This window comes from Halogranum amylolyticum (assembly GCF_900110465.1).
In the GTDB taxonomy this organism is placed as follows: domain Archaea; phylum Halobacteriota; class Halobacteria; order Halobacteriales; family Haloferacaceae; genus Halogranum; species Halogranum amylolyticum.
This window is the reverse complement of record NZ_FODV01000004.1, coordinates 59,091-79,960: the sequence shown is the minus strand read 5'-3', so window position 1 is coordinate 79,960 and position 20,870 is coordinate 59,091. Positions and strand designations below refer to the sequence as shown.

Here is a 20,870-nt window from a genome sequence, read left to right as displayed (position 1 = left end):
GGCGCGTTCAGCTGATCGACCAGCGGTCGCTGTGACGGGTGACGAGACCGTTGTCGGCCAGTCGGGAGAGCGCCTCCTCGACGACCTCCTCTGCGACTTCGACCTCGCGGCTGATACTCGACGTCGTATCCGTGCCGGTCGCGATGGCGGCGAGCAGCTCGGCGTAGAACCGACTGTCGTCGGCACCGATCGTCTCGTTCAGGCGGTCGAGCACCTGCGTCATACGGCCGTGGACCCACCGCTGGGCCAGCGACAGCTCGTTCTCCAGCTCTTCGAGTTGGCCCAGTTCGCTCGCAAGTTCGGCGACGGAGTCGGAGTCGTCGCCGACGGTCACGTCGAGCGTGACGTGGGGGCAACGTCCCGTCATGTCGAGGCTCGGACTCGCCGGGTACGCGCTCTTGGCACCGAATCCGTACGGCGAAACGTTCACCTCCAGTCGTAGGTTCCTGGAGATGTGAAAGTACTTGCGCCGCTGGTCGTCGGTCCGCGACTCAACGAGACCGGCCTCCTCGAGCTTTCGGAGGTGGTCGATGACGGCTTTGGGGCTCACGCCGAGATACTCACTGATCTCCGTCACGTAGCAGGGCTTGTGCGAGAGAAGCCGGAGGATGCGCCGGCGATTCTCGTTTCCGAGGAGATCGAGCAGTACCGCGGAGTCCATATGAACTGAGATAAGCTACGGGAACTCAAAAGGCTGACTCACCGACGGCGTGAAAACACGCCGCTTAGAGATGCATCAGTGCGTTCGCCCGACCGTTCGATCCGTTAGAACCGCCGTCGTTCGCATTGCTGTCGTCGTTGCCGTTCGCGTCGCTTTCGCCGTCTACGTTGCCACTCTCGGCGTCGTCGTCACCATTGCCGCTGTTGACGTTGTCGCCGTCATTGTCAGCAGCGTCGGAACCACTCGCACCCTCGTCGCGATCACTTCCGTTCGTATCGTCTGTCGCTCTGTCGGAGTTGCCGGGACTCTCGCCGGTAGTGGCCGAGCGGTCGGGACTCTCACCTTTGTCCTCGCTGTCGCCGTTAGAGCTCTGAGCGCGTTCCTCACTCTCTTCCGGATCTCCTTCGCTTCCCTCCGGTCCGCTTCCGTTACCGGGGTTCTGGCCGTTAGCCTGCGATCCGTTTCCCTGTCCGGGGTTCTGGCCGTTAGCCTGCGATCCGTTTCCCTGTCCGGGGTTCTGGTCGTTAGCCTGTGACTCGTCTCCCTGTCCGGGGTTCTGGTCGTTAGCCTGTGACTCGTCTCCCTGTCCGGGGTTCTGGTCGTTAGCCTGTGACTCGTCTCCCTGTCCGGGGTTCTGGTCGTTAGCCTGTGACTCGTCTCCCTGTCCGGGGTTCTGGTCGTTAGCCTGCGATCCGTTCCCCCGTCCGGGGTTCTCGGTGGGACGGGCCGTCTCCGGCATCGTCTGCTTGGACCGTTCGATCTCCGTTTTGACTTTCGAGAGGCCGGGCGTGTCGGTGTTGAGTCGGGTTGCGGCGCGTTCCGTCGAACTCGCTGCGGCCGACAGTGCGTCGAGTCGGCCGTTCAGATGTGCGAGCCGCGACTGGTACTGTAGCGTCGAGACGTTCCCGTTCTCGTGGGCCTCGATGAGTTCCTGCCGTTGCTCCCGGAGGGTCGAGACGCGTCGGTCGAGGCTGCCGACGCGCCGCGTGACTGACGCCGACTCGCCGCTCCGGTTGACGTTCGCTTCCCACATCTCGTTCTCGACGACGCCGGACGTCTCGGCGCTTGTCGACTGGACGAACGACGACACCTGTAGCCCCATCGAGCTCTCCGACGAACTGGCGTCGTTCGACTCGTTGGCCGACTGGACTGTGCTGGTGGCGACGTCGACGTCGCTCTCCTGGCTGGCGGGGGTCGACATCGTTGCCGCCAGCTGTCCGGAGTGCTCGACCGGCTCGGCCAGCACCGCCGCCGGCGCGAACACGCTGCAGACGAGGAGGACGCAGACGGCCGCTACAACTCGCATATCCGGAACCTCTTCATTTGAGCATATAAATCAGGAGCTTCGTTCGTTCGGTTCATCCCCGCGGAACGCACTGCATAAACTGTTTATTCAGTTTTGCGCGCGAGTGGGACAAACACCGATCCGGCACAACCGACTGCCAGAAGCGTGAGACCGACGGTGACTGCCGGGAGGACGACCCCGGGCGCGTACCGCAACGGCGGATGGTACCCGAACCAGTAGTCGAAGACGTCGTTGACGAGGAGAGCGACCAGTGCGAAGCCGAGCGCCCCGCGGGTCGTTCGGCCGACTCGAGCGATGGCGACCGCCTCGACGACGAAGAGGAGGTGTGTCCCGATAATGAACCAGTAATCGTAGAGTGCCTGCTGGTCGAATCCGAAGTAGAGTTCGGGGTGGAGGTTCAACGCGACGAACGTCCAGAGACCGTACTTCACCAGCCAGACGAACGAGAGCGTGTGGAGGTATGCTAGCGGCCGATTAATGGGCGAGTCGAGGACCCGTCCCTCCAGCGCCGGGAGGAGCGTCGCGAGCGACAACGTCGCGAGCGCGAGTGCCGTCGGCGAGTCCCCGTACAGCGGCCAGAGAAACGTCGGTACCGACGGCATCGTCTCGACGTAGAACCTGATACCGACGAGGAAGGCAGTCGCGTTGACGACGAGCAGCCAGACGAGCGTCGGTGCCGACCCGAGATACTCCTCGACGACGTGATCCGAGAGGAGACGCGACAGATCCATTCGTTCCCGCAATCGACCGAGGCGGGGTAAAAACTGTCGAGGGCGGCCTCCCGTCTCCTGCAACTCGGCTCCGTTCAGACAGGCGTTTCCAAGGCGCGGTTCGTGCGCTCGCGTGCGACCTGTAACCGTCGCTCGACGAGTCCACGGGTTCGCCCGGTGATGTCCCCGTTCAGAGCGCCTTCGACCGCGTCGAGACGTGTCTGAAGGGTTCGAAGCGACTCGTTTGCGGATTCTGCGTCGCCATCTTCGGCCGCGTCACGGGCTGCCTCGGCCGTCGCGACGGCTCGGTCGAGTGTCTCGAGAAGCGACCCGACTGACCCGCCGACCTGTTCTGTGGACTCCGAGACTGTGTCGCTCGTCTCGTTCGTTTCCGCTCCGGTTCCGTTGGCCACGTCGGTACCGACGGCGTCGGTGTCGTTCCGGCTCTCGTCGGTCGCCGTCTCGACGGAGTCTTCCGTCTCACCGAGCGTCGTGTTCGTGGTAGCGTTTCCGTCGACCGAAACGGACGTGTTGTCGACGGTCGCGTTCGTAGTGTTCGTGGTGTTCGTCGCACTCGACACGTTGGTCGTCTCCGTGGTGTTGGTGTCCGTCGTCCCGGTCGTAGTCGTCGTATTCGTGGCGTTCGTGGCGTCCGTCGCAGTCGTCGTATTCGTGGCGTCCGTCGCGGTCGTCGCGTTTGCCGTGTCGGTCGTGTTTGCCACGCTCGCCCCAGTCGTCGTATTCGTCCCGTTGGCCGCACTCGCCGACGCGTTGGCGTCCGGACTTTCGTCGGGTCGGTTCTGCTCGGCGTTGCCGGGCGTCGTCTCCCCAGACACGTCTGCTCGAACGGACGCCCGCGTCTCCTCGAGGAGGTCGACGAGGAACTCGGCGAGCGACGCCTTCCCGGTTCGAACGGTGCCCAGACCGACCGACGTGTCGCCGTCCTTCGGGTTGACACGGTAGGCACCTTTCTTGCCGCCCGAGTCGGTCACCTCGGCAGTGTACGACCCCCCGCGGTGAACGTTGACGGCGAAACTGTTCTTGCCCGGCGGTGTTGCGTCGTACACGCGCCCGCCAACGTCGTCGGTGACTCGGACGTTCGTGAGTTCGCCGTCGGCATCGGCGTGTACCCGGACAGCGTCCTCGTTGGCGACGACCGTCACCGCGCCGTCGACGCCGATCGAGTTCAGTTCTCCGTCTCCTTCGACGGTCAGTTCCTCCGCGTAGGGGGCGAGGCCTGCGCCGTTGACTGTCAACCGATGGGTCCCTTCGGGGACGTCCCGAAACGCGACGACACCGTTCCACGTGGGCGCGGCGACCGGGTCGCTCTCCAGTAGACAGACGGCCTCGGTCTGTGACTGCTCGGTGGTGATTCCCGCGCCGTCCGGGGCGTCTTCGGCGGGGACGGCCTGCCGAACCGCGCCGACGAGTCGGTCGCCCGTAGCCGGATGGTCGATACCGTAGCGGTTCCGCAACGCGTCGCGGTGACTCGGGTCGGTGACGTCGAGCGAGGGGTCGGTGAAGCGCGGTTGCTCCCACGGGAGGTTGGGCGCGGCGAGGTGACTGGAGACGGCGTCCTCGACGACCGTCGGGACGGCGAACTCGAAACTCAACTGCGGCCCGGTGAGCGCGTCGATCTCACGGACCTCGTCGATGGGAACGAGATCGTACTCCTGGTCGGCGTCGGCGGTGGGTCCGTCCGTAAGTTCGATTCCCGCAGGAACGAAGACGTGTCCCGTCTCGCGAAGCGGGAGGTCGGAGGGTGGCCGTGTCAGGTCTGCGAATGACCGCACCGTCACGTCGTCGGGGAGCAGGTCGTCGAGAGTGACGTTGGGGAGTCGCTCGTGTTCGGTCACGGGTTCGTCGTCGAGTTCCGGGACGACGAACGGGAGTCGGAACCCCTCGTCGCGCGGGAGCCCGTAGGCGACCGGGAGCTCTCCGAGGTCGGCCAGGTTCAGCGGTCCGTTGGTGATGTCGGCGACGAGACCGTCGAGTCCGACGCGTTGAAAGCTCTCGCGTCGCTCGTTGACCCCGAGCGCACTGGAGTGCGAGCCGACTTCCGAGATGACGCTCGGACGGATCGTCTCGGGGTCGAGAAACTCGTTGTTCGGGACCGTCGTCGCGTGTGCGCTGGCGACGTAGAGCATCGGTTCGTCGCGGTCGGTGTCGACGAAGACGTGCAGCACCTCCCAGTCGTGCCAGTGGAAGTTCGTCGTGAACTGGTCGAACACGGAGTAGAACCAGTACTGAACGACCGCGAGCGACGTGTCGGGATATTCGACGACGCGGTAACACGCCGCCGGTGCCGGCGGCTCGCCGGCCCGTTTGTACCGTTTAGTGTAGCTGTCGAGCGCGTCGAACCCGTCGAGAACCCGTTTTCCGTCGTGGTCGCTCGTGAACTCCCGAGGGTCCGTCGGGAACCACTTCTCGCGCGTCCCGAAGTACAGCGTCGGTGCGTGTCGTTCGGCGAGTCGTCGGGCCGTCTCGTCGTCTGCGACGGTGGTCTCGATCGGGTCGGGACCGTCGCCGAGCGGTGACTGCGTGGCGACGACACCACCACCGACGGCACCCGCCGTGCCGAGCGCTGCCAGTAGCTGTCGCCGAGAGATGTCGTCGAAGATATCTGTAGATGCCATCCGTGCTGTGTCGGGTCGAGGTTGCGTACGAGGGGTGATAATTACACTCTGACTAAGGCGAGCAACTGCCCGAAGCGAAGAGTAGTTACACACGGCCCGGGTTTGTCCGGATATGAGAGCAGCCCTCGTCATCCTCGACGGCTGGGGACTCGGAGACCACGACCGCCGAGACGCGGTGAAAGCCGCCGACACCCCCAACTTCGACCGTTTAGCCGAGTCGGGTGCGTACAACCAGTTGGACGTCTCGGGACGTCGTGTCGGCCTCCCGAACGGGCAGATGGGCAACAGCGAAGTCGGCCACATCAACATCGGTGCCGGACGCGTCGTCATGCAGGCGTACACCCGCATCAACGACGCGATCGAGCGCTCTCGCGGCACCATGGGCGCCGACGAGGGAGACGCCTCGGACGGTGCGTTCTTCGAGAACGAGGCCATCAACTCGGCCTTCGACTACGCCGACGGCAACGACGGCCGCGTCCACTTCATGGGGCTCGTCTCCGACGGCGGCGTCCACTCCGACCAGGAGCATCTCTACGCGCTCATCGAACACGCCGCCGACCGTGGCCTCGAGGCCGTCACCCACGCGTTCACCGACGGCAGGGACACCGACCCCCACGGCGGCGAGGACTACCTCGCGGAGCTGAAAGACGTCGTCGCCGACTACGGCACGGGCAACGTCGCCACGGTTTCGGGACGCTACTACGCGATGGACCGCGACCAGAACTGGGAACGGACGAAACGCGCCTACGACGCCATCGTCGACCGCAAAGCCGAGCACGAGGCGACCTCGGCGGTCGAAGCGGTCCGCGAGTCCTACGAACGCGGCGAGACCGACGAGTTCGTCGAACCGACGCTGATCGACGGCGAGCCGGCGCTCGAGGACGGCGACGCAGTCGTCTTCTTCAACTTCCGGTCGGACCGCGCTCGTCAACTCTGCCGACTGCTGACGAACACGCGACCCGAGTGGGAGTTCGACCTCACGCCGCCGGAGATCCGACTGGTGACGATGACCCAGTACGACAAGACGTTCGACTTCGAGACGGCGTTCCCGCCGACCCAACCCGAGGACACGCTGGGCGAGGTCGTCTCGGAGAGCGGGCTGACGCAGCTCCGACTCGCCGAGTCCGAGAAGTACGCGCACGTGACGTACTTCCTCAACGGCGGTCGCGAGGTCGAGTTCGACGGCGAACTCCGACGCATCGTCCAGTCACCGGACGTCCCGACCTACGACGAGACGCCGGCGATGAGTGCGGTCGAACTGACCGACACCGCCATCGATGTCGTCGAGAGCGACGACCCGGACCTCCTCGTGCTCAACTACGCGAACCCGGATATGGTCGGCCACACCGGCGACTTCGACGCCGCGGTCGCCGCAGTCGAGGCGGTCGACGAACAGCTCGGCCGACTCGTCGAAGCCATCCAGAAGGCGGGCGGACACGTCCTCATCACGGCCGACCACGGGAACGCCGACGACATGGGGACGCCCGAACAGCCGCACACGGCACACACCTACAACCCGGTTCCGCTGGTCTATCTGACGCCCGAGGGCGACGCCGGTGGACGGAGCCTCCGCTCGGGCGGGTCGCTGTGCGATCTCGCACCGACGCTGTTGGAACTGATGGACCTCGAGAAGCCCGCTGCGATGACGGGCGAGTCGCTGCTCGACTGACTACCGCCCGCCGTCGGCTTCAGTTCGTGCCTCTCTCTTGCCGTGCAGTTCCTCGGGGTTCAGGCGGAAGAACCGAAACTCTATCTCCCGCGGGTTGCGGTCGAACACGTCGACGAGCGGGATGTGGACCCGACGCATCGCGGTGACGACCGCCGAGTCGATGGCCGCCTCGGTGACCTCTTGGAGTTTCCCGCTAGCGACGACGCTCTGCCACCCGGTGTCAGTCTCGTCGTATGTGACGAACGACATCGGTTTCCGATCGCCGACGACGCCCTCCTTCTCGCTCTCCGGGCCGAACGAGAGCCGGAAGTAGAAGTCGCTCTTCTCGCTGTCGTAGCCGTACGAGACGGGCACCGTGTACGGTGACTCGCCCTCCTCGCGAGGAAATGAAGCGACACCCGTCCCGCCGCTTCCGAGGAACTCGTCGCGCTCTTCGTCGTTCATCTCGACTGACCGAACGTCTTCCATAGACGATGGTACGTCCCCTGCATGCAAAAAGGTGTAGCGCATACCACACGTGTTGCGGTCGGCGACAGCCACACACGTCATGATGATTTATCGAACCGGACCTCGAACCGTCGCTCCGCAACCACTAAACGCGCTACTGGCCAAGCACACGGTAATGGACTGGACGGAGAAGTACCGACCGACGACGTTGTCGGAGGTTCGGGGCAACGACAAGGCCCGCGACGAGTTCGCCGAGTGGGGTCGGTCGTGGGACGACCACCGGAAAGCCGTCATCCTCCACGGCAGCCCCGGTATCGGCAAGACCTCCGCCGCCCACGCGCTGGCGAACGACATGGGGTGGAAGACGGTGGAGTTGAACGCCTCCGACAAGCGGACGGGCGACGTCATCGAGCGGTTCGCCGGACGGGCGGCGATGAACGCCACGCTCGCCGGGTCCTCGGAGAAGACCGGCGACGAGTCTGCCGACCGCCGGCGAAACCGACAGCTCGTCATCTTAGACGAGGCCGACAACATCCACGGCAACTACGACCGCGGTGGGGCGTCGGCCATCACGAGACTCGTAAAGGAGTCCGAACAGCCCATCGTGCTCATCGCCAACGAGTTCTACGAGATGAGCCGTGGGCTCCGAAATGCCTGTGAAGACATCGAGTTCCGCGACGTCTCCGCGCGCTCGATCGTCCCCGTCCTCCGGGACATCTGTCGACGCGAGAGCCTCGAGTACGACTCCGACGCGCTCCAGCACATCGCCGAGGCGAACGGAGGCGACCTCCGCGGGGCGGTCAACGACCTGCAGGCCGCCGCCGAGGGGAAGGAGAAGGTGACCGTCGAGGACGTCGTCACCGGGTCGCGCGACCAGAGCATGGACATCTTCGCGTTCCTCGATGCCGTACTCAAAGAGCAGTCACCGCAGGAGGCGCTGCAGTCGTCGTACGCCGTCGACGAGACGCCGGACGACCTGACGAAGTGGATCGAGGGCAACGTGACGAAGGTGTACGAGGGCGAGGAGTTGGCCCGGGCCTACGAGTTCCTCGCGAACGCCGATCGGTGGCTGGGTCGCGTCCGCGCGTCACAGAACTACAGCTACTGGCGCTACGCGGGCGACAACCTCGCGGCCGGCGTCGCCGCCTCACGCGACGGGACGAAGGGAGGGTGGACGCGGTTCGGTCGCCCGCAGTTCTGGCCGAGTTCGGACAAGACAGCCGACTACGTCGCGCGGAAGATCGCCGAACGGAGCGGCGTCAGTATGGACACCGCTCGTCGCGACGTGATCCCCTTCTTGGCGGCGATGACCCACCACTGCAAGCCCCGAGAACTGACCGTCGCGATGGCCGCCGCCTACGACCTCGAGGAGTCGCACGTCTCGTTCGTCACCGGGAGCGGCGAGACGACCAACAAGGTGGAGTCCATCGTCGAGGACGCCCGGGCGCTCCGCGAGGAACAGATGAAGGAACACTCGGGGAGCGCGTTCGAAGGTGCGGTCCGGTCGGACGACGCGGACGACGATGAGGAGCCGCCGACGTCGACGGTCGAAGACGCTGCTGTGGCCGCCAACGGAGGAGAGACAGCCGACGCCGACGCCGCCGACGACGAGGACGACGGGCAGTCCGGGCTGGACGACTTCTTCTGACTCTGCCCCGCCGTCCAGTGCGCGGCTCACTCCCGAAGTCGCGCGGCGTCGAACGGGAACACCGTCAGCGGGAGCCGTTCACGCACCCCGAGAGCGGCGCGCTCGGGGGTCGACGCGTCGACGGGCGGCAACGTCGCGACCGACACGCCGGTCATCCGTTCGAGCTCGTCCGGGTTCGTCCGTGCGGCGACTGTCGACCCCGCGTACTGGTTGAGAATCACTGCGTGGACGTCGACGTCCCAGCGTGCGAGCGCCTCGACGGTGAGCGCTGTGTGGTTCAGCGTCCCAAGCCCCGAGCGGGCGACGACCAGCGTCGGTAGATCGAGGTCAGCGACGAGATCGACGACCTCGCGGTCTCCCGCCAACGGGACGCGGAGCCCGCCGATCCCCTCCACGAGACCGACCTCGGAGTCGGCGATCTCGCTCCGACAGCGCGCGAGGATCGAGTCGTAGTCGAGCGACTGACCCACCTCCGCTGCCGCGACACGCGGAGCGAGCGGTGGTTCGAGGCGTTCGAGAGCGACGGCAGCGCGTTCGTCGTCGCAGGCCGCAGCGACGAAGCCGGCGTCGTCGTCCGGGGGATACCCCGTCTGCGCCGGTTTGACGGCTTTCGCGTCGTAGCCCGCCGCTCGAAGCCACGCCGTGAGTCCGGCGGTGACGACGGTCTTTCCGACGCCGGTGTCCGTCCCGACGACGCAGAGGCCAGAGCCGGTCACAGCAGTCCGACCTCCCGTCCCGCCTCGCGGAACGCTCGGAGACACATCTCGACGTCCTCGTCGGTGTGCGTCGCCATCGGCGCCACCCGGAGTCGGCTCGTCCCCTCCGGGACCGTCGGCGGGCGAATCGCCGGCGCGACCACGCCGCGCTCGCGGACGGCGTCGGCGAGGTCGAGCGCGTCCCCGCGGTCGCCGACGACGACGGGAAGGATCTGCGTGGTTCCCCACAGCTCGTACCCCATCTCGGTCAGCCCCTCTCGGAGGCGGGCGACGTGGCTCCAGAGTCTGTCCGCTCGGTCGGTCTCGCTGGCGACTCGGAGCGCCTCCCGTGCCGCTGCGGCCGCCGGCGGGGCGAGTCCGGTCGAGAAGACGAACGACCGCGCAGTGTTGAGGAGGTGTTCGACGAGCGCGTCGCTGCCGGCGACGTAGCCGCCCTGACTGGCCAGCGCCTTCGAGAGCGTCCCCATCTGGACCTGCACCCGGTCGTCGAGGCCGTCGCGTTGGACGATCCCGCCGCCGTCCTCGTAGAGACCCGTCGCGTGCGCCTCGTCGACCATGACCCACGCGCCGTGCTCTTCGGCGGCGTCGCAGATCTCCGAGAGCGGGGCGACGTCGCCGTCCATACTGAAGACGCTGTCCGTGACGACCAGCCACGGTCCGTCGACGTCGCAGGCGTCGAGTTTCCGCCGCAGGTCTGCCGGGTCACAGTGGTCGTACACGACGGTCTCCGCCCGGGAGAGGCGACAACCGTCGACGACGCTTGCGTGGTTGTACTCGTCGGAGAAGACCACGGCCGGGTCGAGAGCGGCGATCGTCCCGACGTTCGCGGCGTAGCCCGACGAAAAGACGAGCGCGCGGTCGACTCGCTTCGTCGCGGCGAGCGACCGCTCCAGCGAACGGTGCGGGCCGGTGTCGCCGGTGACGAGGCGACTCGCTCCTGCACCCGTACCGACGTCCCGTGCTACCCGTTCGGCCGCATCCCGCACCCGATCGTCGCCAGCGAGACCGAGGTAGTCGTTCGCGGCGAAGACGAGCTCCCTGGGCCCGTACGAGGGGAGAGAACCCTGCGGGTCCGGCGCGAAACGCCCTTCGGGACCCACCCGGTCGGCTGGCGTCAAGTCGCGACGGAGTCCGCCCTCTTCGCGCGTTTCGAGACGCGATTCGAGGTCGAAACTGTGGCTCTGGCTCATCCGGCCGCAGTCAGAACCCCGGCATCAGTTCGGCGGGCCCGTAGACGCCGTAGTCCTCTGTCCGGTTTCGGCGGACGGCGGCTTTCAGGTAGCCCAGTGCGGGGCCGTTGACGTTCGCCGCCATCGACGTGACGTCGTCGAGTTCGAACGTGTTCGTCCCGCGTTCGCCGTCGAACGTCGTCCCCGTGACGCTGACCGTCGTCGTCGTCGGCTTCGCGTCGTTGCGAACGTCGAGGATGCCGCCGACCGTCACGTCTTCGGCGTCACAGATGCCTGCTCGTTCGAGCAGGACGTCGTCCGCGTGTTCCATGTCGTGGAACTCCAACACGCCGTCGTGGTCGTCGACGATCTCCTCGATCTCCTCGTCGGAGAGGTCGCGGGCCGTCTCGACGTCGTAGCCGTCGAGGTGGGCGATGTCTTCCCGGACGGTGCCGCGGTTGTCCTCGTAGCCGGATCTGAGGCCGACACCCCACCAGATGTCGACCTCGTGGACCTCGACGAACGACTGGGCGGCGAGGGCGGCCGCACCCGTCAGGAGTCCGGGCGTCGCCCCTGCACCGCAGACGAAGGTGATTCCGGCCTCCTCGAACCGGTCGGTCCGTTCGTCCAGCATGTCGATGACGCGCGACCGTTTCAGGACGTCGACGAGGACGCCCTCGTAGCCGGCATCCGCAAAGCGGTCGGCGACGCGCGGGATGAAGTCGTGTTCGAGGTTCGGGAGCGCGACGAGCACGGCGTCGACGGCGTCGGACTCGTCGACGACGTCGTCGATGGGAGTCTCCGTCGGCCGCGCCTGGCCGGAGGCGGCGACCCCCCGGTCCTCGCCGTGTTGCTTGACCGCTGTCGCCCCGCCGTCAGCCGCGACGTTTGCGCCGTCAGTGTCGTCTCCGTCGTCCGTGTCGTCGCCACTGGCGATGTTGCCCTCGGTCGCGTCGAGGAGCTCCCCGACGTCGAGTCCGTCGTGGTCGACGGCGATACCGTGACGGTCGCAGGCCGCTACGGGCGTGAGTCCCTCTCTGTGGGTGGAGAGTTCGAGCGTTCGTCGTCCGATACCGCCGGTGCCGAGTACCGCGAAGTTGATGTCGTCCATCGTGAATCACTCCGGTGTCGCGTTGCTGGTCGCCGTTCCTGCTGCCGTCTCGACGGCAGACTCGTCGTCCGCCCGTTCGTCACCGGCCGTCCGGGCCTTGACCGTCTCTGGGTCGAACTCGTTTGTCGCCGTGTTCGGTTCGAGTCCTGCACGCTCGACGATACGGATGTCGTCGCCCGGCGACTGCCCTTCCGTCGTGAGATAGTCGCCGGTGAGCATCCCGTCTGCACCCGCCTCGAAGGGGAGATGCTGTTCGTCCGCCGCGAGGTTGACCTCCCGCCCGCCGGTCAGTCTGACCCGGGCGTGAGGGTGGAGGAGGCGGTAGACCGCGACGGTCTGTATCACCTCCTCGGTCGTGATGTCTGCCGACTCGGCGTCGCCGAGTTCGGTTCCTGCGACGGGGTTGAGGATGTTCACCGGGAGCGACGAGACGCCCACGTCCCGCAGTGCGAGTGCGGCGTCGACGCGGTCTGTCGGGCTCTCGCCCATCCCGAGGATGACGCCGGCACAGAGGTCCATCCCCGCCTCTTTCGCCACTTCGAGCGTCTCGACGCGGTCCTCGAAGTCGTGCGTGCCGACGATCTCGGGGAAGTATCGCGGCGAGGTCTCGATGTTGTGGTTGTAGTGGTTGATACCCTCCGCAGCGAGGATGCGTGCCTCCTCCTCGGTCAGGATCCCGAGACTCGCGTCGACCTCGACGTCGGTCTCCTCGCGGACGAGGCGGATCGCGCGGAGGACCGAGTCCCACTCCTCGGGGCGACGCTCCTTGCTCACGCCTTTCTCGGCGACGACGATACCGAACCGCTGGGCACCGTCGCGTTCGGCCCGCTCGGCCGCTTCGAGGATCGACTCCGGGTCGAGGAGGTCGTAGGTGTCGATGCCGGTGTCGAAGTGGACCGACTGCGCGCAGAAGCCGCAGTCCTCCGCGCAGTTACCGGCCTTGGCGTTGACGATGCTACAGGCGTCGACGGTGCCGTCGCCGAACTGTGCTCGCACCTGATCGGCCCCGGCGGCGAGGGCCTCGACCGGTTGGGCGACGAGGGCGAGTGCGGCCGTCCGGTCGACGCTCTCACCCGCGAGGACGCGTTCGACCGCGTCGTCGACGGTCCGGTTGCCGGTTGGTTCGTAAACCACGGCCACACAGTTGGTTGACCAACAGTTAACAGTTGGGGGACACGTGGCGTCGTGAGGGACGAGAGGACGCAGACGGCGGGGTCCGGGAGTGCTATCGCCACCCGGTCGTCGGATTCGGGAGGGGTCGCTAGAGCTGTATTTACCGGGTCATTATACGCGTCCGCGTTCGGTCGATTCGGTAGTCACAGGGCCGTAGCTCGACGGTTATGAGCGTTCTGGCTCGAATTTATGGAGCCGACGGGAGAACGGAGCGAACGCCATGTCAACACGGACGACGATCCGACGGAGGGGGCTCACATGACAGAGTTCGGCTATACGCTGTCGAGCGAGGAGTTCGGTCCGACCGAACTGGTCGACTACGCCGTCGAGGCCGAAGACAGGGGGTACGACTTCGTCTCCGTCTCGGACCACTTCCACCCGTGGCTCGAGTCGCAGGGCGAGTCGCCGTTCGTCTGGAACACGCTCGGTGCGGTCGCCCGCGCCACCGACAGCGTCGACGTCGGCGTCGGCGTCAACTGCCCGATCATGCGCATCCACCCCGTCAACGTCGCGCAGGCCGCGGCGACGACGGCGGCGATGCTGGGCGACCGGGAGTTCTTCTTCGGCGTCGGGACGGGCGAGCAGTTGAACGAACACGTCGTCGGCGAACACTGGCCCGAACACGACGTCCGACTGGAGATGCTCGCAGAGGCGATCGACGTGATGCGGTCGCTGTGGACCGGCGAGCAGGTGAGCCACCACGGCGAGCACTACACTGTGGAGAACGCTCGCCTGTTCACACTGCCCGAGAACCCCCCGCCCGTCGTCGTCTCGGCGTTCGGCGAGCAGACCGCGCAGGCCGCCGGCGACCTCGGTGACGGTCTCTGGTCGGTCGGCCCGCAGGACGACGTCGCCGAGGCCTACGAGTCCAACGGCGGCGACGGACCGAAACTCGCCCAGATCACCGTCTGCTGTGCGGAGACGGAGGACGAGGCCGTCTCGACGGCTCACGAGTACTGGCGACAGTCGGCGCTCTCCGGCGAGTTGAACCAGCTGCTACCGACGCCGGTCCACTTCGAACAGGCGACGCAGATGGTCTCCGAGGAGGACGTCCGCGAGGGCAACACCGTCACCGACCAGGACCCCCAGACCCACATCGACCTCGTCGAGCAGTGTCGGGACGCCGGCTACGACCATATCTACTTCCACCAGATCGGTCCCGATCAGGAGCAGTTCTTCGAGTTCTACGAGGAAGAAGTGCTGCCGTCGTTCTGAGGGTGGGTCTTCCGCCACGCTGTTTCGCCGAGTGTGTTCCGTCCTTGCCGAGCGTCATGCTTCGCCGAGCGCGTAGAGCTCACCCGCACGCGAGGTCGCGTAGACACGGTCGCCGACGAGCGCGACGGTCAGCACGTCGCCCGCCGTCTCGACGGTCCACTCCTGGCTCCCCTCGAGCCCGTACGTCGAGATTGCCCCGGCGACGCCGCCCGTATCGCCACCCGCGGCGACGACGGCCCCGTCGGCGACGGCGACCGAACCGACCCAGTGGCCGGGTTCGACGCGCCAGCGGACCGACCCGTCCCGGCGGTCGAGCGCGACGAGTTCGTAGCTCTCTCTGTTCTTACCCTGTGCGCCCGTGACCAGCACGTCGCCCGCGAGCGCGGGCGTGTACGCCCCTCTCCCGAGTTCACGGTTCCAGCGAACCGACCCGTCGGCGGCATCGAACGCGGTGACGCCGCCCGAGCGTTCACTCGAGAACGACTCGTCGGGAACGAACACGACCCCGTCGCCGAGCACGGGCGCGTGCGGAAACTCCAGCCCCCGGGTCGCCTCCCAGTCGACCGCGGGCGGGCGGTCGCGGAGTCGAGCGACGGCCCCGCGCGGCGACCGGCGGGCGACGGACCCGACGTCTGCGGTGTAGAGCGCGTCGCCGAGTGCGACCCCGGTCGGTCCGACCCCGCCCTCGGCCCACTGCGTCCACCGGACGTCTCCCGTCTCGGCGTCGAGACAGACGTGTCGATTGTGGTAGGCGACGAACACCCGGTCGGTCGTCGGGAGCACACCGTAGACGACGTGATCGAAGTCGGCAGTCCACGCGACGGTGCCGTCGTCCGGCGAGACGGCGGCGACCCCGTCGGGGTTGTCTGCCACGTAGAGCGTCCCGTCGACGACGCCCATCGCCATCGCGCAGCGGTTCAGTTTCCACCGGAGGCTCCCGTCGGTCTCGTAGGCCCGGACGCTGGTGCCGCCGACGAAGACGTTCCCGTCGGCGACGACGAGCGTCTCGAACTCCGCCGTCTGATCCTGTACGCGCCAGTGGACGGTCGGGTCGCGGGGCGGCGAAGCGTTCGGGTTCCAGCGCGTGTTTCGGCCGTCGTAGCCCGCCAGCGGCCAGGAGTTCGGGGCGGGTGACCACGCCGTCGGCGGGTCGGTGGGATCGAGACCGAGACAGCCGGCGAGGCCGGCCACCCCGACGAGAGCGCCGGTCCGGAGCAGTTCGCGGCGAGAGACGGGAGACGAACGGAGGGACCGAGGAGACGCGCGAGGGGACACGAGACGGCGTTTGCGGCAGGGTGGTATAGCTCTTGGGCTGCGGCCTCACACGCCTTTTTGACGGGTGCTACCGAACAGCAGGCCATGCGCGCCGCAGTCTTACGGGAGTACGGCGAACCGCTCGCAGTCGAGGACGTCGACCCACCGGAACCGGAGCCGCACGGCGTCGTCGTCGACGTGGAGGCCTGCGGGATCTGTCGGAGCGACTGGCACGCCTGGATGGGCCACGGCGAGTGGGCGGACGACCAGGCCCCGATCGGACAGGTTCTGGGTCACGAACCCGCGGGTCGGGTCGTCGCCGTCGGCGACGAGGTCCGGGAGGTCGCGACGGGTGACCGCGTTGCCCTGCCGTTCAACCTCGGTGACGGCACCTGTCCGCACTGTCGGAACGGTCACGGTAACGTCTGTCCGAACGGACGGGCGCTCGGCTTCCAGTCGGCGGCCCCGGGGGCGTTCGCCGAGGAGGTCCACTTGCCGTGGGCCGACTACAACGCGATGCCGCTGCCCGACGGCGTGAGCGCCCGCGACGTCGCCGCCCTCGGCTGTCGGTTCATGACGGCCTTCCACGCGCTGGCGCACCGCGCCGACCTCGGCGGCGGCGACTGGCTGGCGGTCCACGGCTGTGGCGGCGTCGGCCTCTCGGCCGTCCACATCGGAGACGCCCTCGGCGCTCGCGTCGTCGCTGTCGACGTCAACGAGTCGAAACTGTCGCGGGCGACGGAGCTGGGTGCCGACGCCGTCGTCGACGCCAGCGAGGTCGACCGCGTCCCGAAGGAGATCAAGATCGTCAGCGACGGCGGCGCACACGTCTCGGTCGACGCGCTCGGCGTCGCCGAGACCTGCCGCAACTCGGTGTTCTGTCTGCGACGACGCGGCGAGCACGTCCAACTCGGCCTGACGACCGACGAGGAGAAGGGGGAGGTGTCGCTGCCGACCGACCGGATGGCGCACATGGAGCTGTCGTTCCACGGCTCGCGCGGGATGCCGCCGACGCGCTACGGCGAGCTGTTCGGCCTCATGCAGACCGGCGACGTCGACCCGGGCAAACTGGTGAGCAAGGAGGTGGTGCTCTCGGACGTTTCCGACCGACTGGCTGCGATGACGAACTACGAGACCGAGGGTGTCGAGGTGGTAACTGAGTTCGCGAACTGAACTGTCGAGAGGAGATGACCGGCCGTCGTGGCGCGTGGCTTCGCGGCCGTTCATGGCCGCGAGCCACGCACGCGAGGTCTCGCAAGTATCGCGAGCGAGGGGCAGCAAGAGCGAAGCTCTTGCGAGGGATGAGCGAACAAGTGAAGCGAGTGAGTGAATCGGTTGGGGAGGGTGTGGCGTCTCGTCGCGCAAGCAGTCGCAGGGCGTATTCTACTGGTTTTCTGACTCCGTTCGTACTGCCGGGGAACAACCGTGAGAACAGGAGTCGACAGCACGTGAGCTTTCGAGGAGGTAGTCGAATCGCTCGTAGCGACCCAAGAGACTCGAACCGCTCTTGAGTCGAGGTAAAAGCTTCCGACTACTTCACTTACAGCATCTTCGACAGGAACGTCTTCGCCCGTTCGCTGTCGGGGTCGCTGAAGAACTTCTTCGGCGGCGAATCCTCGACGATGTGACCGTCGGCCATGAGGATGATGCGGTCGCCCACCTCGCGGGCGAAGTCCATCTCGTGGGTGACGACCATCATCGTCATCCCGCCCTCCGCGAGGTTACGCATGACGCCCAGCACCTCGCCGACCAGCTCGGGGTCGAGCGCGCTCGTCACCTCGTCGAACAGCATCACCTTCGGGTCCATCGCCAGCGCGCGGGCGATGGCGACGCGCTGCTGTTGGCCGCCCGAGAGCTGGTTCGGGTAGGAGTCGGCCTGCGTTTCGAGACCGACGTCGGCCAGCAGATCGCGAGCGCGCTGGTTCCCCTCGCCTTTGGGGACTCCGCGGACCTTCCGCGGCGCGAGCGTGATGTTCTCCAGCGCCGTCTTGTGCGGGAAGAGGTTGAAGCTCTGGAACACCATCCCGACCTGCTGGCGCAGGTAGTTGATGTCGGCGTTCGGTGCCGACAGCGACTGGCCGTCGAGGCGTATCTCGCCGCTCTGTATCTCTTCGAGGCGGTTCGCACAGCGGAGCAGCGTCGACTTACCGGACCCCGACGGCCCGATGACGACGCAGACCTCCTGCTCCTCGACGTTCAGGTCGATGTCCTTCAGGACGTGCGTCTCGCCGTAGTACTTGTTGACGCCGTCGAACTCGAGCAGGCTCACCGGCGGTCACCCCCCCAGTCGGAGCGGCTCTCGAGGTACCGGACGAGGAACCCGAGCGGGAGCGTGATACCGAGGTACGCCACCGCAGTGAGCACGATCGGCGTCCACGGGTCGAACGTCGCGCTGTTGACGCTCCGGAAGACGCTGATGATCTCCGGCACCGCGATGACCGTCAGCAGCGAGGTGTCCTTGATGAGGATGACCTGGTCGTTACCGATGGCGGCGAGCGCGTTGCGCCACGCCTGCGGGAGGACGACCTCGCGCATCCCCTGGGTGTACGACATCCCGAGCGACCGGGCCGCCTCCATCTGTCCGTCGGGGACGGCACCGATGCCGCCGCGGATGGCCTCGCCGACGTAGGCGGCGTGGTTCATCGTCAGCGCGATGATGGCTGCGGGGATCTCCCAGTCCTGGATGGGGAACGTCCCCGCCCACAGCGCGGGAATGCCGAAGTAGATGACGATGATCTGGAACAGAAGTGGCGTCCCACGGAAGAACTCGACGTAGCCGCGTGCGACCGCGCCCGTCGGGAACGTACTCGAGACGCGCCCGAACCCGACGAAGACGCCCGCGACGACCGAGAGGATGCTCCCCATGACGAAGATACGGAGCACCAGCAGGTAGGCGTCGACGAACCGCGGGAAGATCGTCTGCAGCAACTCGAAGTTCACCTTCGTCGCGACGATGTAGCCGACGAGCGCGAAGATACCCAGCGTGAACAGACTGGAGACGGCGACGCCGATCCACTTCAGCGTCCGGTCGTTGAGAAACGACTCGTCGACGCGCTCGGACGCCGATTCACCGGAGTATGATTGTGACATTGGTGGTCTCTGTCAGAGTGTGTTCTAAAAGGGTAGGCGAGCCTAGCCGCTGAAGTAGTTGCTGTAGATGTCGTCGTACGTCCCGCTCTCGCGGACGGCGGCGAGCGCCTCGTTGACCTGCTCGCGGAACTCGTCGTCGTCCTGACGGAAGGCGATACCGTAGTTCTCGACGGTGAGCGTGAGGTACGGCGGTGCGTTCTCGCCCTCTTCGGCGGCCGCGCCCTCGCCTTCGACGAACCGGAACCCGTCTTGGTTGTTGACGAACTCGGCGTTGACCGTGTTGTCGTTGATGACTGCCTGGACCTGTCCGTTCGAGAGTGCGTCGAACGCGCCCGTGATCTGGTCGTACTCCTTCAGTTCGAGGTCGCCGCCGAACTCCTCTTGGAGCCCCTGGGCGGCGTCGAGACCGGTCGTCCCCTTCTGGACGCCGACGGTCGTCCCCTTGAGCGCCTCCTTCGAGTCGATGTCGCTGTCCTGCCGGACGACGATGGTCTGGTAGGCCGTGAAGTAGGGCTCCGAGAAGTCGACCTGCTGGGCGCGCTCGTCGTTGATCGTCATCGCGCTCATGATGACGCGGAAGTTCCCCTGGTTGAGCGACGCGATGATGGTGTCGAAGGAGGTCTTCTTGAACTCGGAGGTAACGCCGAGTTGCTCGTCGAACACCGCCCGCGCGATCTCGACGTCGAACCCCTTCAGTTCGCCAGCGGCCGTCTCGTACTCGAACGGCCGGTACGGGATGTCCGACCCGATGACGACCTTGTCGGGCAGCGACGACCCGTCGCCGCCGCTTCCAGTACCGTTGCCGGTGGCGCCGCCGTCGGAGCCGGTCGTTCCGTTGCTTCCACCGTCACCGCCGTCGCCGCCGCTCGTACAGCCGGCGAGTGCCAGTGCGGCCATCGCGGCCGACGTCGACTTCAGATAGCTACGTCTGTCCATGACACTCGCTTGGTAGACCGCACCACATATAACACTTCTTCGATCCCGTAAACGGCTGTCCACCGAGGTGGAGTTCTCTCGAGCCAGGAGAAGCCGTCGTTTTCGACCCGAGCAACTGTCCTAAAATTAATCGTTCGTCAGTCGCTGCTCGGGACGCCCTGCGATGGCGTCGACGTCCCCCCGTCGCGGCGGTAGACAGCCCAGACGACGACGGCGAGTCCGAGGAACGCGGCGACGAGGACGGCGACGTTCAGCAGGCGGACCGACCCGACGTAGATGAGCAGGTCGCGACCCAAGAGCAGGTGGACGAACACGAGTCCCACGACCGGAAGCGTCGCGAGTCGTTCGCGCGTCAATCCGGCGACTCCGGCCCAGTACACCGCGACGACGAGCGCGGCGAACACCGGCAGCGAGACGAGGACGAACGTCGCCTGCAGCGCCGGCGTGTACGAGAGCAGTCCGGGAGCGCGACTGACGAGCGCGCTCACGGGGAGGAGTGTGAGCGCCGCCAGCAGCGCGTGACGGGTCCGGACCAGCGCCGACCGCCGGAGGTGTCTCTCGTACGCGAACAGCGTCGTCGCGACGAGCGCGGTGAAGATAGTCAGCGCGACCAGCAGGTGCGCCGACTGCGTCGGCGGCGAGTAGCCGTTCGGGAGCCAGCCGTTGAGCGTGACGGTGACGGCGCCGATGCTCACCTGCAGCGGGAGGAGCACGACCGAGAGCGTCGCGGCGAGTTTCGTCCGCCGGGCGGTGTCGGCGCGCCACGCCCAGCCGACGGTGCCGAGGATGAAGAAGCCGGTCACCATCGCGACGAGGCGGTGGAACCACTCGATGAAACTCGGGATCGTCTGCGGGAGGAGTCCGTTGTCACAGAGCGGCCACTGGGCCGAACAGGCGAGCCCCGACCCGGTCGCCGCGGTGTAGACGCCGAGGGCGATGAGCGTCGCGGTGAGCGCCGTGGTGAACGCAGCGAACCGCCGGAACGTCAGCCAGTCCGGTCGGTAGCGTGTGGAGTCCATGCTAGCTGAGCCTCGGGAGTCAGCGCACTTATGTTTGTCCGAACGGGGCTGACGCCGGCGAATCCATGGTTCGACTCTCGAACCGCCGTCGCGAAACTGGCCGGAATCCG

Annotated in this window: 18 protein-coding genes; 4 read left to right on the top strand and 14 right to left on the bottom strand. The window is 66.7% G+C overall.

Going from position 1 to position 20,870, the window contains the following annotated elements; all coding sequences use genetic code 11:
• Nucleotides 1-7 precede the first annotated feature (7 nt).
• The 4 genes from BSG17_RS09015 to BSG17_RS09000 form a co-directional block, all read right to left on the bottom strand.
• Nucleotides 8-661 (bottom strand): ArsR/SmtB family transcription factor, encoded by a 654-nt coding sequence (locus BSG17_RS09015; RefSeq protein WP_089823213.1) that lies wholly within the window; start codon nucleotides 659-661, stop codon nucleotides 8-10.
• Nucleotides 662-725: 64 nt separating this feature from the next.
• Nucleotides 726-1,967 carry a DUF7096 domain-containing protein gene (locus BSG17_RS09010; RefSeq protein WP_139246577.1) on the bottom strand — a complete coding sequence of 414 codons (1,242 nt, stop codon included), beginning with the start codon at nucleotides 1,965-1,967 and terminating at the stop codon, nucleotides 726-728.
• A gap of 83 nt (nucleotides 1,968-2,050) precedes the next feature.
• Nucleotides 2,051-2,698 (bottom strand): DUF1405 domain-containing protein, encoded by a 648-nt coding sequence (locus BSG17_RS09005; RefSeq protein ID WP_089823209.1) that lies wholly within the window; start codon nucleotides 2,696-2,698, stop codon nucleotides 2,051-2,053.
• 74 nt (nucleotides 2,699-2,772) lie between these two features.
• The gene (locus BSG17_RS09000; protein ID WP_211609089.1) at nucleotides 2,773-5,313 is read right to left on the bottom strand and encodes a hypothetical protein; all 2,541 of its coding nucleotides are present in this window, start codon (nucleotides 5,311-5,313) and stop codon (nucleotides 2,773-2,775) included.
• A 112-nt stretch (nucleotides 5,314-5,425) separates the two neighbouring features.
• Between BSG17_RS09000 and gpmI the strand changes: the two genes are divergently transcribed.
• The gene (gpmI, locus tag BSG17_RS08995) at nucleotides 5,426-6,982 is read left to right on the top strand and encodes a 2,3-bisphosphoglycerate-independent phosphoglycerate mutase (protein ID WP_089823206.1); all 1,557 of its coding nucleotides are present in this window, start codon (nucleotides 5,426-5,428) and stop codon (nucleotides 6,980-6,982) included.
• On the opposite strand, the gene BSG17_RS08990 is transcribed toward gpmI, so the two are convergent.
• The gene (locus tag BSG17_RS08990; RefSeq protein WP_089823204.1) at nucleotides 6,983-7,450 is read right to left on the bottom strand and encodes a pyridoxamine 5'-phosphate oxidase family protein; all 468 of its coding nucleotides are present in this window, start codon (nucleotides 7,448-7,450) and stop codon (nucleotides 6,983-6,985) included.
• Between the two features lie 154 nt (nucleotides 7,451-7,604).
• Here BSG17_RS08990 and BSG17_RS08985 point away from each other — a divergent pair, with 154 nt between their 5' ends.
• Entirely contained in the window at nucleotides 7,605-9,077 is a 1,473-nt protein-coding gene (locus tag BSG17_RS08985; protein ID WP_089823202.1) for a replication factor C large subunit, read from the top strand.
• Nucleotides 9,078-9,103: 26 nt separating this feature from the next.
• Here BSG17_RS08985 and bioD read toward each other — a convergent pair whose 3' ends face one another.
• From bioD to bioB, 4 genes are read right to left on the bottom strand one after another with little or no spacing between them, the layout of a single operon-like run.
• The gene (gene bioD / locus BSG17_RS08980) at nucleotides 9,104-9,793 is read right to left on the bottom strand and encodes a dethiobiotin synthase (RefSeq protein ID WP_089823200.1); all 690 of its coding nucleotides are present in this window, start codon (nucleotides 9,791-9,793) and stop codon (nucleotides 9,104-9,106) included.
• Nucleotides 9,790-10,983: an aminotransferase class I/II-fold pyridoxal phosphate-dependent enzyme gene (locus BSG17_RS08975; protein ID WP_089823198.1), complete on the bottom strand. Its 1,194-nt coding sequence runs from the start codon at nucleotides 10,981-10,983 to the stop codon at nucleotides 9,790-9,792. The genes bioD and BSG17_RS08975 overlap by 4 nt, the downstream gene beginning before the upstream one ends.
• Nucleotides 10,984-10,993: 10 nt before the next feature.
• On the bottom strand, nucleotides 10,994-12,073 hold the full coding sequence (locus BSG17_RS08970) for a (S)-8-amino-7-oxononanoate synthase BioU (protein WP_089823196.1): 1,080 nt from the start codon (nucleotides 12,071-12,073) through the stop codon (nucleotides 10,994-10,996).
• Between the two features lie 6 nt (nucleotides 12,074-12,079).
• A complete protein-coding gene (bioB, locus tag BSG17_RS08965; RefSeq protein ID WP_089823890.1) occupies nucleotides 12,080-13,207 on the bottom strand; it encodes a biotin synthase BioB in 1,128 nt (375 codons plus the stop codon).
• A gap of 297 nt (nucleotides 13,208-13,504) precedes the next feature.
• Between bioB and BSG17_RS08960 the strand changes: the two genes are divergently transcribed.
• Nucleotides 13,505-14,461: a TIGR03557 family F420-dependent LLM class oxidoreductase gene (locus tag BSG17_RS08960; protein WP_089823888.1), complete on the top strand. Its 957-nt coding sequence runs from the start codon at nucleotides 13,505-13,507 to the stop codon at nucleotides 14,459-14,461.
• A 54-nt stretch (nucleotides 14,462-14,515) separates the two neighbouring features.
• Here the strand turns inward: BSG17_RS08960 and BSG17_RS08955 are convergent, their stop codons facing one another.
• Nucleotides 14,516-15,736 carry a PQQ-like beta-propeller repeat protein gene (locus tag BSG17_RS08955; protein WP_170864761.1) on the bottom strand — a complete coding sequence of 407 codons (1,221 nt, stop codon included), beginning with the start codon at nucleotides 15,734-15,736 and terminating at the stop codon, nucleotides 14,516-14,518.
• Nucleotides 15,737-15,820: 84 nt separating this feature from the next.
• On the opposite strand from BSG17_RS08955, the gene BSG17_RS08950 reads away from it, so the two are divergent.
• Nucleotides 15,821-16,888 (top strand): zinc-dependent alcohol dehydrogenase family protein, encoded by a 1,068-nt coding sequence (locus tag BSG17_RS08950; protein ID WP_089823192.1) that lies wholly within the window; start codon nucleotides 15,821-15,823, stop codon nucleotides 16,886-16,888.
• Nucleotides 16,889-17,255: 367 nt separating this feature from the next.
• Here BSG17_RS08950 and BSG17_RS08945 read toward each other — a convergent pair whose 3' ends face one another.
• The 4 genes from BSG17_RS08945 to BSG17_RS08930 all read right to left on the bottom strand — a co-directional run bounded on the left by BSG17_RS08945 (nucleotide 17,256) and on the right by BSG17_RS08930 (nucleotide 20,760).
• A complete protein-coding gene (locus BSG17_RS08945; RefSeq protein WP_089823190.1) occupies nucleotides 17,256-17,984 on the bottom strand; it encodes an amino acid ABC transporter ATP-binding protein in 729 nt (242 codons plus the stop codon).
• Entirely contained in the window at nucleotides 17,981-18,805 is an 825-nt protein-coding gene (locus BSG17_RS08940; protein ID WP_089823188.1) for an amino acid ABC transporter permease, read from the bottom strand. The genes BSG17_RS08945 and BSG17_RS08940 overlap by 4 nt, the downstream gene beginning before the upstream one ends.
• 42 nt (nucleotides 18,806-18,847) lie before the next feature.
• Nucleotides 18,848-19,741, bottom strand: a complete 894-nt coding sequence (locus BSG17_RS08935) for a basic amino acid ABC transporter substrate-binding protein (RefSeq protein WP_089823186.1) — start codon at nucleotides 19,739-19,741, stop codon at nucleotides 18,848-18,850.
• A gap of 137 nt (nucleotides 19,742-19,878) precedes the next feature.
• Nucleotides 19,879-20,760, bottom strand: a complete 882-nt coding sequence (locus BSG17_RS08930) for a COX15/CtaA family protein (protein ID WP_089823184.1) — start codon at nucleotides 20,758-20,760, stop codon at nucleotides 19,879-19,881.
• Nucleotides 20,761-20,870: the final 110 nt, after the last annotated feature.